Here is a 13,063-nt window from a genome sequence, read left to right on the forward strand (position 1 = left end):
CCTTCGGGCGGCGGTAGACTACGCGCATTATGCGCATCCTCGTGACCGGCGGCGCCGGGTTCATCGGTTCCGAGTTCGTCCGTCAGCTCCTCGGGGCCGACGAGAACGCTCGGATCACCGTCTTCGACAAGCTCACCTACTCGGGTGTCCTGGAGAACCTGGCCCCGGTGGCCGACCACCCGGGCTACACCTTCGTCCAGGGCGACATCTGCGACGTGGACGCCGTGGACCAGGTCATGCCGGGCCACGACGTGGTGGTGCACTTCGCCGCCGAGTCCCACGTGGACCGCTCGATCGCCGGCGCGGGCCCGTTCGTGCTGACCAACGTCGTGGGCACCCAGGTGCTGCTCGACGCGGCCCGCAAGCACGGCGTCGGCCGCTTCGTGCACATCTCCACCGACGAGGTGTACGGCTCGATCAGCGAGGGCTCCTGGACGGAGACCTGGCCGCTGCAGCCGAACTCCCCGTACTCGGCCTCCAAGGCCTCCTCCGACCTGCTGGCGCTGGCGTACCACCGCACCCACGGCATGGACGTCGTGGTGACCCGCTGCTCCAACAACTACGGGCACTACCAGTTCCCGGAGAAGGTCATCCCGCTGTTCACCACCAACCTGATCGACGGCAAGAAGGTGCCGCTGTACGGCGACGGTGGCAACGTCCGCGACTGGCTGCACGTCTCGGACCACTGCCGGGGCATCGAGCTGGTGATGCGCGGCGGCCGCGCGGGCGAGGTCTACAACATCGGCGGCGGCACCGAGGCGACCAACAAGGAGCTGACCGGCCTGCTCCTGGAGGCCGCCGGCGCCGGCTGGGACATGGTCGAGCACGTCGAGGACCGCAAGGGCCACGACCTGCGCTACTCGATCGACATCAGCAAGATCCGCGAGGAGCTCGGCTACGAGCCGCAGGTCCGCTTCGAGGACGGCCTCGCCGCGACCATCGCCTGGTACCGCGAGAACCGCGCCTGGTGGGAGCCGCTGAAGCAGAAGGCGGCCCTGGCCAAGTGACCGAGAACTCCGCCGGCCGGGTGCGCTGGCTGGTCACCGGCGCGGCCGGGATGCTCGGACAGGACCTGCTGTCGGTGCTGGGCGCCGACCCGTCCGCCGAGATCACCGCGCTGCGCCGGGCGGACCTCGACATCACCGACGCCGCGGCCGTGCGGGCCGCGGTCGACGGCCACGACATCGTGGTCAACTGCGCCGCGTGGACGAACGTCGACGGTGCGGAGACCGAGGAGGACGCCGCCACCGCCGTCAACGGCACCGGCGTGCGCCTCCTGGCCGAGGCCTGCGCCGGGACCGGCGCGCGGCTGCTGCACGTCTCCACGGACTACGTCCTGCCGGGCGACGCCACCGAGCCCTGCCCGGAGGACGCCCCGACCGCGCCGGTGAACGCGTACGGCCGCAGCAAGCTGGTGGGGGAGCGGGCGGTCGCCGAACTGCTCCCCGAGCACGGCTACGTCGTGCGCACCGCCTGGCTGTACGGCGAGCACGGCCCGAACTTCGTGGCCACCATGCTCAAGCTCGCCGCCCAGCGGGACACCCTGGACGTGGTGGACGACCAGCACGGCCAGCCGACCTGGTCCCACGCGCTGGCCGGCCGCCTGGTGGAGCTCGGCCGGGCCGCGCTCGCCGGACGGGCCCCCGCCGGGGTGTACCACGGCACCGCGAGCGGCCGGACCACCTGGTGCGGACTGGCCCGCGAGACCTACGCGCTGAGCGGGCTGGACCCGGAGCGGATCCGCCCGACCACCTCGGAGGCCTTCGTCCGCCCGGCCGCCCGGCCGGCCTTCAGCGTGCTGGCCCACGACCGCTGGGCCGCCGCCGGACTGGCGCCGCTGCCCGAGTGGCGGCCCATGCTGGCCGAGGCCCTGACCCGGCCCGTCTTCGCCGAACTGGCCGCCACGGCCCGGACCACGGAGAGCGACAGAGCTCAGTGAAGAACGCGCTGACGAAGGTGGCTGCCGCGCTGCCGCCGGGAACCCTGGCGGTGGGCGGCGGCACCGTCGTATTGGGGGCCGCCAACTACATCCACCTCGGGGTGGCGGGCCACAGCCTGTCGGTCGACGACATGGCGAAGGTCTCGCTGCTGTGGACGGTCGTGATGTCCGTCGGCATCGGCGTCTTCTTCCCGATCGAGCAGGAGCTCACCCGGATCGTCTCGGCACGGGCGGCTCTCGGCCACGGCGCCGCGCCGGTGCTGCGCCGGGCGACCGTCCTCACCGGCGGGATCCTCGCGGCGACCCTGCTCGCGCTCGCCGCCGCCTCCGGCCCGATCGCCCGGGGGATGTTCCACGGTGACCGCTCGCTGGTGCTGGCACTCGGCGGCGCCTTCACCGGCATGGCCGTCTGCTACGTCACCCGCGGCGTGCTGGCCGGCCTCGGCCGCTTCGGCGCGTACGGCGCCCAGCTCGGCCTGGACGGCGGCCTGCGGATCGGCCTGGCCTTCGCCTTCGGCGTGGCCGGGGTGCACTCGGCGCTCGCGTTCAGCCTGATCCTCGCGATCGCGCCGATCCTCGCCACGATCGTCACGCTGCCGCCGCTGCTGCGCGCGGCCAAGCCCGGCGAGCAGGTCGGCTGGTCCGAACTCTGCTCCGGGCTGGGCCTGTTGATCTGCTCCACGCTGCTCTCGCAGGTCGTGGTGAACGCCGCGGTGATGAGCACCAAGCTGCTCGCGCCCTCCGACTCCGCGCTGATCGCCGCGCTGCTCAACGCGCTGGTGCTGGCCCGGGTGCCGCTGTTCGTCTTCGGCTCGCTCCAGGCCTCGCTGCTGAACGGCCTCTCCGCCGCGATCGCGGTGGGGGACCGGGCCGCCTTCACCGGGATGCTCAGGAAGATCGGCGTCGTGGTGGGCGCGCTCGGCCTGCTCGGCGGGATCCCGGCGGTCGCCCTCGGCCCGTGGCTGATCCAGGTGCTCTTCGGCGCCAAGCCGGTGCTCGGCTGCCTGGACTTCTTCTGGATGTCCGCCGGCACCGTCGCGTACATGTTCGCGATGGTGCTGGGCCAGGCGCTGATGGTATTCAAGCGGCACAACCTCCAGCTGCTCTGCTGGGCGGCCGGAACCGCGGTCCTCGCGGGGGTGACCTTCCTGCCGGGAGAGGTGGCCACCCGCGTGATCGTTGCGTACACGGCCGGTTCGGTGGCCACGGTCCTCGGTATGCTGGCGGTTCTGAGGCAGAGTTTCGCCCGTTCGGCGACGACTTCCGCCGGTTCGGCCCAGCAGTCGGGGGACCCGAACACCGCGGTGTTGAGCAGCCGTACGGCCGGTGAATGACCGTTGTCCGCCCCTCATCTTCAGATCGCCGCGCAGCAGCGCGGGCCAGACCCCATTCATGGAGCCTCCGTGTCCCAGTACGACGATGTTTGGCTGGTGATCCCGGCCTACAACGAGGGCCAGGTGATCGCCGACGTTGTGGAGGGGGCGCGAAAGACGTTCCCGAACATCGTGGTGGTCGATGACGGCAGCGGCGACGACTCGGCCAAGCACATCATGGAGACCGGCGCGCACCTGGTGCGCCACCCGGTCAACCTCGGCCAGGGCGCGGCCCTGCAGACCGGCCTCGCCTACGCCCTGGCCCAGCCCGGGTCCCAGTACTTCGCCACCTTCGACGCGGACGGTCAGCACCAGACCGCGGACGTCGAGAAGATGGTCGCCCTGCTGCGGGAGGGCGAGGTGGACGTGGTCCTCGGCTCGCGCTTCATCGAGCAGAACGGCCAGGTGCCGTGGATCAAGCGGGTCGTCCTGCGCACCGCGGCGACCGTCAGCCCGACCGCGCGCAAGCTCAAGCTCACCGACGCCCACAACGGCCTGCGCGTGCTGAACCGCGAGGCCGCCGGCCGGCTGCGGATCACCATGAACGGCATGGCGCACGCGTCGGAGATCGTCAGCTTCCTCGCCGGCTCGGACCTGCGGGTGGCCGAGCTTCCGGTGGACATCCTGTACACCGACTACTCACGCGCCAAGGGTCAGTCCCTGATCAACGGCGTCAACATCATCTTCGACATCTCGCTGCGGGAGCGTAGCCGCCGATGAAATTCTTCTGGATCCAGCTGGTTCTCATTCTCGGCTCGGTCTCTCTCGCCTTCATGTTCATCCGGCGTTGGGACCGTGCCAACACCCGCGCCTGGAAGCGGATCGCGTTCTCCGTCTTCGTGATCGTGAACATCTACGCGGTGCTGCGTCCCACCGACGTGACCTGGCTGGCCCACCAGCTCGGCGTCGGCCGCGGCACCGACCTGGTGCTGTACGTGATGGTGCTGGCGATGGGCTTCCTGACGCTGAACACCTTCCTGCGCTTCCGCTCGCTGGAGAAGAAGCTCACCGACCTGGCGCGCACCGTCGCGATCAACGAGGGCGCCCGGCTGAACGAGGAGCGCTTCGATCTGGACCTGCCGATCTCCGCGCCGGTCGACCGCAGCAAGGCCTGAGCGCATGGCGACCTTCGAGTTCATGCTGCCGTACTACGGCGACGTGGCGCTGATGCAGGCCGCGGTGCGGAGCATCCTCGCCCAGACGGACCCGGACTTCCGGCTCACCGTCATCGACGACGGCAAGGAGCCGGACGTACCGGGCTGGTTCGCCTCCCTCGGCGACGACCGGGTGACCTACCTGCGCAACGAGCAGAACCTCGGCATCACCAAGAACTTCCAGAAGTGCGTGGAGCTGTCCACGGCCGACCACGTGGTCATCATGGGCTGTGACGACCTGCTGCACCCGCACTACCTGAAGACCGTCCGGGAGATCCTCAAGGTCAACCCGGACCTGGGCATGGTGCAGCCGGGCGTCGAGGTCATCGACGGCGACGGCGTGGTCCGCTCCGGTCTGGCGGACAACGTCAAGGAGAAGCTCTACGCGCCGGCGGTCAGGGGCCGGCGGCTGATGGGCGGCGAGGAACTGGCCGCCAGCGTGCTGCGCGGCAACTGGCTCTACTTCCCGTCGATCTGCTGGCGGGGCGAGGCGCTGCGCGCGGTCAACTTCCGGGACGAGTACTCGGTGATCCAGGACCTGGCCCTGGTCGTCGACCTGCTGGAGCGCGGCGAGCAGATGATGGTGGACAACACCACCGTCGTCTTCCAGTACCGGCGGCACGCCGTCAGCGAGTCCTCGGTCCAGGCCTTCTCCGGCACCCGGTTCACCGAGGCGGAGAGGTACTTCAACGCGGTGGCCGAGCGGATGAGCGCCCGCGGCTGGCATAAGGCCGCCCGCGCGGCCCGGTTCCGCAGCGCCTCCCGCCTGCACGCGCTGACCATGCTGCCGGGTGCGCTGAAGCGCGGCCAGACGGACGGGGCCAAGGTGCTGGTCCGCCACGCGCTGACCGGCGGGCAGCGGCATTAGGGCGGCGGGCCCGATCTCCGCGACCGGCTCCGAGGCACAGCCACCCGAAGGTGAACTGCCGTCTGGGGGCCGGTCGTTGTCGTACACGACGGCCTCGTCAACTCACACAAGTAGGGAAGTGTCCCGGTGCAGCCGCTGATCGACTCTGCCCGTACGCCCGAGGGACAGGGCCGGGGTGAGGACGGCGGCGGGAGCGCGTCCGACGTCCTGCCCAGGGCCGTGCGGGCCCGGTTGCGGGCGCTGACCGCCCACCGCTGGTTCTGGCCGGTGGCCCTGCTCCTCGGCTACGGCGGGCAGGTGGTGTTCCGCCTGGCGCTGTCGATCCACAACTACTTCCCGTCGGTGCACGCCGACGAGGACTCGTACCTGGTGATAGCGCGGGTGCTGGCGGGCCGGCCGACGACCGAGATGCCGGTCGGGGTGGTGATCCCGGGCGGGTACCCGCTGCTGATCTCGCCGGCGCTGCGGATCGCCGACAACCCGGCGACCGCGTACCACCTGATCATGGGCATCAACGCGGTGCTCAACGCGCTGGTGTTCCCGCTGGTCGTGGTGGCGGCGCGCCGGCTGGGCCTGTCCCGGCGGCACGCGTACCTGGTGGGCACCGCCGTGGCGCTGGTGCCGCCGGTGGTCTTCTACTCCCAGTTCGTCATGTCGGACACCGTGCTCCCGGTGCTCCTGCTGGTCTGGCTGCTCGCGATGCACGGCTGGCTGTCGCCCGGCTCGCCGCGCCGGCGCGCGCTGTACGCGGTGGCGATGGGCCTGGTGGCCGGCTACTCGATGGCCACCCACGACCGCGGCGGCGTGGTGGTGGCGCTGACCGCGCTGGTGCTGGTCGTGGTGCTGGCCTTCGGCTGGGCGCCGCGGCTCTCCTCGCTCTCCGGGATCGGCGGGCTCGGGGTGTCCGTCCTGGGGGCCCGGCTGCTGGCCCGCTTCGTCGAGAACCAGTTCAAGGACGTGCCGCCGAGCAGCGTCGGCAACCAGGTCTTCGAGCACCTGGGGGACCCCCAGTACCGCGGCACGATCATCGCCCGCACGTTCGGGCAGCTCTGGTACTTCATGACCTCGACGTACGGCTTCGGGGCGATCGCCTTCGTGCTGTGCGTGGCGGTCGTGTTCCGGCGCCGGTACTCGGTGGCCGAGCGGGTGGTGGCCTTCACCATGGTCGCCATGCTGTTCGGCACCGCGCTGGCCGCCGCGGCCGGCCTGGCGGACAACGCGCGCGTCGACAACTGGGTGTACGCCCGCTACTGCGCGGTGCTGGTGCCGCTGTTCCTGGTGGTCGGCCTGGCCGCGCTGTTCCGGGCGGGCAGCCGCGCGCTGCTGGGGCTGGCCGGGATCGGCGCGGTGGTGATCGGGATCATCCAGGTCTCGGTCGGCGCGTTCGCGGGCTCCCAGCTCAAGCTCTGGGTCAGCTCCTGGACGGTGCCGGACGCGATGTTCCTGGCCTCGGTCTGGGAGGGCCTGCACATGGCCCGGACGACCTTCGGCGCGCTGGCGGTGCTGGCCGCCTGCCTGCTGCTGCGGCTGGCCGGCGGGCGCCGGGTGGTCGCGGCCGTGGTGGGCTGCGTGACGCTGTTCGCCGTCTACGCGACGGTCACCATCACCGACAACGTCTCCGAGCCGCACGGCAAGGCCCGCAAGTACGAGGCGGTCGGCCTGTACAAGGAGGCCGGGCTGCGCAGGGGCGACAACCTGGTCATGGACGAGGAGCTCAACTGGGACGCCCGGATGTCCCTGACCTACGAGGTCTACTGGGGCCGGGTCTGGACCGAGAACGTGAAGGCCGGCGACCCCCTGCCGGAGCGGGCCACCGCGTTCCTGGCGACGGCCGACAAGGACGCCCCGCCGGAGGCCAGCTGGCCGCACCCGAAGCCGGGCTGGTCCGTCGCGACGTACAACCTGGAACGCGGCTGGGTGCTCTGGCGCAAGGGCTGAGCGGCGGAACCACCCGATCGGGGCCGGTGAGGAGCGTCTCACCGGCCCCGATTGGCATCCGGACTGCTCCGTGTGGCAGTATGTCCAAGTTGCTCGGTTGAGTGCCGATGCTGCGCGCCTCCCGCCGGGAGGACCGGAAGCGAGTCCCATGTACTCGTCGTTCCCGTGATGGCCGTCAAGCGTGAGTTCTACGCCACGGCAGCTGCGGGGCGAAAGTACGGGAATCTTCCGGGAAGCGTGTGCGGGGCCTCGACCCGGCTGCCCCCTCACCCCGAAAGTTTGAAACCGACGAAGTACTTCGCCGGTTTTTTGCAAGCGCGAGTGCGACACGCCCGAGCGCGGGGGTCGGAAGGGGGGTCGTGCAGTGACTAAGGACAAAGGACTACTGAGTAGCCATGGCGGGACAGAAGATCCGCATCCGGCTCAAGGCCTACGACCACGAGGTCATCGACTCCTCGGCGAAGAAGATCGTCGAGACGGTGATCCGTACTGGTGCGCAGGTCGCGGGCCCGGTGCCGCTGCCCACTGAGAAGAACGTGTACTGCGTCATCCGCTCGCCGCACAAGTACAAGGACTCGCGCGAGCACTTCGAGATGCGTACTCACAAGCGTCTGATCGACATCCTCGACCCCACGCCGAAGACGGTTGACTCGCTCATGCGTCTCGACCTGCCGGCCGGTGTCGACATCGAGATCAAGCTCTGAGAGGCGCACCGAAGATGGCTAAGCAGATTAAGGGCATCCTGGGCGAGAAGCTCGGCATGACCCAGGTCTGGGACGAGAACAACCGGGTCGTCCCGGTGACCGTCGTCAAGGCCGGGCCGAATGTCGTGACCCAGGTCCACACCGCCGACAGCCCGGCCGGCTACAGCGCCGTCCAGCTCGGCTTCGGCGAGATCGACCCCCGCAAGGTGAACAAGCCCCTCGCGGGCCACTTCGCCAAGGCCGGTGTCACCCCGCGCCGCCACCTGGTCGAGATCCGTACCTCGGACGCGTCCGAGTACACCCTCGGCCAGGAGATCACCGCTGAGCTGTTCGAGGCGGGTGTCAAGGTCGACGTGACCGGCACCTCCAAGGGCAAGGGCTTCGCCGGTGTCATGAAGCGTCACAACTTCAAGGGCCTCGGCGCCGGTCACGGCACCCAGCGCAAGCACCGCTCGCCCGGTTCCATCGGTGGCTGCGCCACCCCGGGCCGTGTGTTCAAGGGCCTGCGCATGGCCGGTCGGATGGGCCACGAGCGTGTGACCACCCAGAACCTGACCGTGCACGCGGTCGACGCGGAGAAGGGTCTGCTGCTCATCAAGGGCGCCGTCCCGGGCCCGAACGGCGGCCTCGTCCTCGTCCGCACCGCGGCGAAGGGGCTGTGAAGGATATGAGCACCATTGACATCCTGTCGCCGGCTGGCGACAAGACCGGCAGCATCGAGCTGCCGGCCGAGATCTTCGACGCGAAGGTCAGCGTTCCGCTGATGCACCAGGTCGTCGTGGCGCAGCTCGCTGCGGCCCGTCAGGGCACCCACAAGACCAAGACTCGTGGCGAGGTCCGCGGTGGCGGCAAGAAGCCGTACCGCCAGAAGGGCACCGGCCGCGCCCGTCAGGGCTCGACCCGTGCGCCGCAGTTCGCCGGCGGTGGCGTCGTGCACGGTCCCGTGCCGCGCGACTACTCGCAGCGGACCCCGAAGAAGATGATCGCCGCCGCTCTGCGCGGTGCGCTCACCGACCGGGCCCGCCACAACCGCATTCACGTCGTCACCGGCGTGACCGCGACCGAGGCGCCGTCGACCAAGGCCGCCAAGAGCCTGTTCGGCAAGATCACCGAGCGCAAGAACGTCCTCCTGGTCGTCGAGCGCACGGACGAGCTGGGCCTGAAGTCCGCTCGCAACCTGCCGAACGTGCACATCCTGGACGCCGGTCAGCTGAACACCTACGACGTGCTCGTCTCCGACGATGTGGTCTTCACCCAGGCCGCCTTCGAGCGCTTCGTGGCCGGTCCGGCCGCGTCCGCCAAGGCCGTTGCCGCTGAGGGCGAGCTCGAAGGGAGCGCCGCCTGATGAGCGACGTTACGAGCAAGACGTTCACGGACCCCCGTGACGTCCTGGTGAAGCCGGTCATCTCCGAGAAGAGCTACAGCCTTCTCGACGAGAACAAGTACACGTTCATCGTGTCGCCGGGCGCCAACAAGACCCAGATCAAGCAGGCCGTCGAGGCGGTCTTCTCGGTCAAGGTCGAGGCTGTCAACACGATCAACCGTCAGGGCAAGCGCAAGCGCTCCAAGACGGGCTTTGGCAAGCGCAAGGACACCAAGCGCGCCATCGTGACGCTGGCCGAGGGCAACCGCATCGACATCTTCGGTGGTCCGGTCTCCTGAACCAGGAGATCGTGATCGTCGATTAGGACGAGGACGAGAGAGCCAAATGGGCATCCGCAAGTACAAGCCGACTACGCCGGGCCGTCGTGGCTCCAGCGTGGCCGACTTCGTAGAAATCACGCGGTCCACTCCGGAGAAGTCGCTGGTTCGCCCCCTGCACAGCAAGGGCGGCCGTAACAACGCCGGTCGTGTCACCGCTCGCCACCAGGGTGGCGGTCACAAGCGCGCCTACCGCGTGATCGACTTCCGTCGTCACGACAAGGACGGCGTGCCGGCCAAGGTCGCGCACATCGAGTACGACCCGAACCGCACCGCGCGCATCGCGCTCCTGCACTACGCGGACGGCGAGAAGCGCTACATCATCGCGCCGCGCGGCATCGCGCAGGGTGACCGGATCGAGAACGGCGCCGGCGCCGACATCAAGCCGGGCAACAACCTGCCGCTTCGCAACATCCCGGTCGGTACCACCATCCACGCGGTGGAGCTGCGTCCCGGCGGCGGTGCCAAGCTGGCCCGCTCGGCCGGCTCCGGCATCCAGCTGCTGGCGCGTGAGGGCAAGATGGCGCACCTGCGCATGCCCTCCGGTGAGATCCGCCTGGTCGACGCGCGCTGCCGCGCCACCGTCGGCGAGGTCGGCAACGCCGAGCAGTCGAACATCAACTGGGGCAAGGCCGGCCGTATGCGCTGGAAGGGCGTCCGCCCGACCGTGCGTGGTGTGGCCATGAACCCGATCGACCACCCGCACGGTGGTGGTGAGGGTAAGACCTCCGGTGGTCGCCACCCGGTCTCGCCGTGGGGTAAGCCCGAGGGCCGTACCCGTCGCCCGAACAAGGCGTCGGACAAGCTCATCGTGCGCCGCCGCAAGACCAACAAGAAGCGCTAGGAGCAGGTCAGATGCCGCGCAGTCTCAAGAAGGGCCCCTTCATCGACGGCCACCTCATCAAGAAGGTGGACGCTCAGAACGAGGCGGGTACTCAGAACGTCATCAAGACCTGGTCCCGTCGTTCCGTGATCTCCCCGAGCATGCTCGGTCACACGATCGCGGTTCACGATGGCCGTAAGCACGTCCCGGTGTTCGTCACCGAGTCGATGGTCGGCCACAAGCTCGGCGAGTTCGCTCCGACCCGCACCTTCCGTGGCCACGTGAAGGAAGACCGGAAGTCGAAGCGCCGCTAACTAGCCCGTTGTGGCCTCCGGGCCACGGGCTGAGCTTGCGCGCCAAGAAGACTCAACGACTTACTCCATTAAGGGGACAACCATGGAAGCCAGGGCTCAGGCGCGGTACATCCGCGTGACGCCCATGAAGGCCCGCCGCGTGGTGGACCTCATCCGTGGCATGAATGCCACGGAGGCCCAGGCCGTCCTGCGTTTCGCTCCGCAGGCCGCCACCGTGCCGGTCGGCAAGGTGCTCGACAGCGCCATCGCCAACGCCGCGCACAACTACAACCACTCCAACGTGGACGACCTCTACATCTCCGAGGCGTACGTTGACGAGGGCCCGACCCTGAAGCGGTTCCGTCCGCGTGCCCAGGGCCGCGCCTACCGGATCCGCAAGCGGACCAGCCACATCACCGTGGTCGTCAGCAGCAAGGAAGGGACCCGGTAATGGGCCAGAAGGTTAACCCGCACGGGTTCCGCCTCGGCATCAGCACGGACTTCAAGTCCCGCTGGTACGCCGACAAGCTGTACAAGGACTACGTCAAGGAAGACGTCGCCATCCGTCGTCTCATGACGAAGGGCATGGAGCGCGCCGGCATCTCCAAGGTCGAGATCGAGCGCACCCGTGACCGCGTCCGCGTGGACATCCACACCGCCCGTCCGGGCATCGTGATCGGCCGCCGCGGCGCGGAGGCCGACAAGATCCGGGGCAACCTGGAGAAGCTGACCGGCAAGCAGGTCCAGCTGAACATCCTCGAGGTCAAGAACCCCGAGCTGGACGCCCAGCTCGTGGCTCAGGGCGTCGCGGAGCAGCTGTCCTCCCGTGTCTCCTTCCGTCGTGCCATGCGCAAGTCGATGCAGGGCACCATGAAGTCCGGCGCCAAGGGCATCAAGGTCCAGTGCTCCGGTCGTCTCGGCGGCGCCGAGATGAGCCGTTCGGAGTTCTACCGCGAGGGTCGCGTGCCGCTGCACACCCTGCGTGCGAACGTCGACTACGGCTTCTTCGAGGCCAAGACCACCTTCGGCCGCATCGGCGTGAAGGTCTGGATCTACAAGGGCGACGTCAAGAACATCGCCGAGGTCCGCGCTGAGAACGCCGCTGCCCGCTCGGGCAACCGCCCGGCCCGTCCCGAGGGTGGTCGTCCCGCCCGCGGTGGCGACCGCCGTGGTGGCGAGCGCGGTGGCCGTGGCCGTCGTCCCGCCGCTGCCGAGGCCCCCGCGGCCCCGGCCGTCGAGGCTCCGGCTGCTGAGAACACCGGAACGGAGGCCTGACCCCAATGCTGATCCCCCGTCGGGTCAAGCACCGCAAGCAGCACCACCCGAAGCGCCGCGGCGCCTCCAAGGGTGGCACCGAGCTGGCGTTCGGCCAGTTCGGCATCCAGGCCGTGACCCCGGCCTACGTGACGAACCGTCAGATCGAGTCGGCTCGTATCGCGATCACCCGTCACATCCGCCGTGGCGGCAAGGTCTGGATCAACATCTACCCGGACCGCCCGCTCACCAAGAAGCCGGCCGAGACCCGCATGGGTTCCGGTAAGGGTTCGCCGGAGTGGTGGATCGCGAACGTGCACCCGGGTCGGGTCATGTTCGAGCTGTCGTACCCGAACGAGAAGATTGCCCGCGAGGCGCTCACGCGTGCCGCGCACAAGCTTCCGATGAAGTGCCGGATCGTCCGGCGCGAGGACGGTGAAAGCTGATGTCGGCCGCTACCAAGGCTGCTGAGCTTCGTCAGCTGGACAACGAGGCCCTCGTTGCCAAGCTCCGCGAGGCCAAGGAGGAGCTGTTCAACCTCCGCTTCCAGGCGGCGACCGGGCAGCTCGACAACCACGGACGGCTCAAGCTGGTCCGTAAGGACATCGCGCGGATCTACACCCTGATGCGCGAGCGCGAGCTGGGCATCGAGACGGTGGAGAACGCCTGATGACTGAGAACACCAACGAGACGCGCGGTTTCCGCAAGACCCGTGAGGGTCTCGTCGTCAGCGACAAGATGGACAAGACCGTCGTCGTCGCCGTCGAGGACCGCGTCAAGCACGCTCTGTACGGCAAGGTCATCCGCCGTACGAACAAGCTGAAGGCGCACGACGAGCAGAACGCGTGCGGCGTGGGCGACCGGGTCCTCCTCGCGGAGACCCGCCCGCTGTCCGCGACGAAGCGCTGGCGCGTCGTCGAGATCCTCGAGAAGGCCAAGTAACGAAGCCGATGTGGTACGGCCGTATGTGCAGCGGGTCCCCGAGGGGCGCCGATGTGAGCAGCGGCCGGCCCGTC

Annotated in this window: 18 protein-coding genes; all 18 read left to right on the top strand. The window is 69.2% G+C overall.

The features are described 5' to 3' along the window. The first annotated feature begins 29 nt into the window (after positions 1-29). Entirely contained in the window at positions 30-1,007 is a 978-nt protein-coding gene (gene rfbB / locus ACZ55U_RS00550) for a dTDP-glucose 4,6-dehydratase (protein WP_465520911.1), read from the top strand. Then, entirely contained in the window at positions 1,004-1,939 is a 936-nt protein-coding gene (rfbD, locus tag ACZ55U_RS00555) for a dTDP-4-dehydrorhamnose reductase (protein WP_465520913.1), read from the top strand. Before rfbB ends, rfbD begins: the two co-directional genes overlap by 4 nt. Beyond that, positions 1,936-3,273, top strand: a complete 1,338-nt coding sequence (locus tag ACZ55U_RS00560) for a lipopolysaccharide biosynthesis protein (RefSeq protein ID WP_465520915.1) — start codon at positions 1,936-1,938, stop codon at positions 3,271-3,273. Before rfbD ends, ACZ55U_RS00560 begins: the two co-directional genes overlap by 4 nt. Positions 3,274-3,342: 69 nt before the next feature. Continuing rightward, positions 3,343-4,032 (top strand): glycosyltransferase family 2 protein, encoded by a 690-nt coding sequence (locus tag ACZ55U_RS00565; RefSeq protein WP_465520917.1) that lies wholly within the window; start codon positions 3,343-3,345, stop codon positions 4,030-4,032. Continuing rightward, complete coding sequence (locus tag ACZ55U_RS00570; RefSeq protein ID WP_465520919.1) at positions 4,029-4,427, top strand: DUF2304 family protein; 399 nt, start codon at positions 4,029-4,031, stop codon at positions 4,425-4,427. The genes ACZ55U_RS00565 and ACZ55U_RS00570 overlap by 4 nt, the downstream gene beginning before the upstream one ends. Positions 4,428-4,431: 4 nt before the next feature. Then, a complete protein-coding gene (locus tag ACZ55U_RS00575) occupies positions 4,432-5,334 on the top strand; it encodes a glycosyltransferase family 2 protein (protein ID WP_465520921.1) in 903 nt (300 codons plus the stop codon). Positions 5,335-5,460: 126 nt separating this feature from the next. After that, positions 5,461-7,272, top strand: coding sequence for a hypothetical protein (locus ACZ55U_RS00580; protein ID WP_465520923.1), 1,812 nt, complete (start codon positions 5,461-5,463; stop codon positions 7,270-7,272). A gap of 395 nt (positions 7,273-7,667) precedes the next feature. Beyond that, positions 7,668-7,976, top strand: a complete 309-nt coding sequence (rpsJ, locus tag ACZ55U_RS00585) for a 30S ribosomal protein S10 (protein ID WP_012785157.1) — start codon at positions 7,668-7,670, stop codon at positions 7,974-7,976. Positions 7,977-7,990: 14 nt separating this feature from the next. After that, positions 7,991-8,638, top strand: coding sequence for a 50S ribosomal protein L3 (rplC, locus tag ACZ55U_RS00590; RefSeq protein WP_207810335.1), 648 nt, complete (start codon positions 7,991-7,993; stop codon positions 8,636-8,638). A gap of 5 nt (positions 8,639-8,643) precedes the next feature. Further along, positions 8,644-9,321 carry a 50S ribosomal protein L4 gene (rplD, locus tag ACZ55U_RS00595; protein WP_465520925.1) on the top strand — a complete coding sequence of 226 codons (678 nt, stop codon included), beginning with the start codon at positions 8,644-8,646 and terminating at the stop codon, positions 9,319-9,321. Further along, positions 9,321-9,638: a 50S ribosomal protein L23 gene (rplW, locus tag ACZ55U_RS00600; RefSeq protein WP_030280768.1), complete on the top strand. Its 318-nt coding sequence runs from the start codon at positions 9,321-9,323 to the stop codon at positions 9,636-9,638. Before rplD ends, rplW begins: the two co-directional genes overlap by 1 nt. 46 nt (positions 9,639-9,684) lie before the next feature. Continuing rightward, on the top strand, positions 9,685-10,521 hold the full coding sequence (gene rplB, locus ACZ55U_RS00605; RefSeq protein WP_030232466.1) for a 50S ribosomal protein L2: 837 nt from the start codon (positions 9,685-9,687) through the stop codon (positions 10,519-10,521). An 11-nt stretch (positions 10,522-10,532) separates the two neighbouring features. Next, positions 10,533-10,814 carry a 30S ribosomal protein S19 gene (rpsS, locus tag ACZ55U_RS00610; protein ID WP_030280772.1) on the top strand — a complete coding sequence of 94 codons (282 nt, stop codon included), beginning with the start codon at positions 10,533-10,535 and terminating at the stop codon, positions 10,812-10,814. An 82-nt stretch (positions 10,815-10,896) separates the two neighbouring features. Further along, positions 10,897-11,244: a 50S ribosomal protein L22 gene (gene rplV / locus ACZ55U_RS00615; RefSeq protein ID WP_030280773.1), complete on the top strand. Its 348-nt coding sequence runs from the start codon at positions 10,897-10,899 to the stop codon at positions 11,242-11,244. Next, complete coding sequence (rpsC, locus tag ACZ55U_RS00620; protein WP_465520927.1) at positions 11,244-12,068, top strand: 30S ribosomal protein S3; 825 nt, start codon at positions 11,244-11,246, stop codon at positions 12,066-12,068. The genes rplV and rpsC overlap by 1 nt, the downstream gene beginning before the upstream one ends. A 5-nt stretch (positions 12,069-12,073) precedes the next feature. Then, positions 12,074-12,493, top strand: a complete 420-nt coding sequence (rplP, locus tag ACZ55U_RS00625) for a 50S ribosomal protein L16 (RefSeq protein ID WP_014136280.1) — start codon at positions 12,074-12,076, stop codon at positions 12,491-12,493. Next, positions 12,493-12,717 (top strand): 50S ribosomal protein L29, encoded by a 225-nt coding sequence (gene rpmC / locus ACZ55U_RS00630; protein WP_031063040.1) that lies wholly within the window; start codon positions 12,493-12,495, stop codon positions 12,715-12,717. The genes rplP and rpmC overlap by 1 nt, the downstream gene beginning before the upstream one ends. Then, positions 12,717-12,989 (top strand): 30S ribosomal protein S17, encoded by a 273-nt coding sequence (gene rpsQ / locus ACZ55U_RS00635; protein WP_030280777.1) that lies wholly within the window; start codon positions 12,717-12,719, stop codon positions 12,987-12,989. Before rpmC ends, rpsQ begins: the two co-directional genes overlap by 1 nt. Positions 12,990-13,063: the final 74 nt, after the last annotated feature.

The sequence above is a fragment of the Kitasatospora sp. NPDC034533 genome, assembly GCF_055575155.1.

What these genes read in the sequence shown, in the direction of transcription:
- rfbB (WP_465520911.1), top strand. Translation starts at nt 30, where the DNA reads ATGCGCATCCTCGTGACCGGCGGCGCCGGGTTCATCGGTTCCGAGTTC.
- ACZ55U_RS00570 (WP_465520919.1), top strand. Translation starts at nt 4,029, where the DNA reads ATGAAATTCTTCTGGATCCAGCTGGTTCTCATTCTCGGCTCGGTCTCT.
- ACZ55U_RS00575 (WP_465520921.1), top strand. Translation starts at nt 4,432, where the DNA reads ATGGCGACCTTCGAGTTCATGCTGCCGTACTACGGCGACGTGGCGCTG.
- rpsJ (WP_012785157.1), top strand. Translation starts at nt 7,668, where the DNA reads ATGGCGGGACAGAAGATCCGCATCCGGCTCAAGGCCTACGACCACGAG.
- rplC (WP_207810335.1), top strand. Translation starts at nt 7,991, where the DNA reads ATGGCTAAGCAGATTAAGGGCATCCTGGGCGAGAAGCTCGGCATGACC.
- rplD (WP_465520925.1), top strand. Translation starts at nt 8,644, where the DNA reads ATGAGCACCATTGACATCCTGTCGCCGGCTGGCGACAAGACCGGCAGC.
- rplW (WP_030280768.1), top strand. Translation starts at nt 9,321, where the DNA reads ATGAGCGACGTTACGAGCAAGACGTTCACGGACCCCCGTGACGTCCTG.
- rplB (WP_030232466.1), top strand. Translation starts at nt 9,685, where the DNA reads ATGGGCATCCGCAAGTACAAGCCGACTACGCCGGGCCGTCGTGGCTCC.
- rpsS (WP_030280772.1), top strand. Translation starts at nt 10,533, where the DNA reads ATGCCGCGCAGTCTCAAGAAGGGCCCCTTCATCGACGGCCACCTCATC.
- rplV (WP_030280773.1), top strand. Translation starts at nt 10,897, where the DNA reads ATGGAAGCCAGGGCTCAGGCGCGGTACATCCGCGTGACGCCCATGAAG.
- rpsC (WP_465520927.1), top strand. Translation starts at nt 11,244, where the DNA reads ATGGGCCAGAAGGTTAACCCGCACGGGTTCCGCCTCGGCATCAGCACG.
- rplP (WP_014136280.1), top strand. Translation starts at nt 12,074, where the DNA reads ATGCTGATCCCCCGTCGGGTCAAGCACCGCAAGCAGCACCACCCGAAG.
- rpmC (WP_031063040.1), top strand. Translation starts at nt 12,493, where the DNA reads ATGTCGGCCGCTACCAAGGCTGCTGAGCTTCGTCAGCTGGACAACGAG.
- rpsQ (WP_030280777.1), top strand. Translation starts at nt 12,717, where the DNA reads ATGACTGAGAACACCAACGAGACGCGCGGTTTCCGCAAGACCCGTGAG.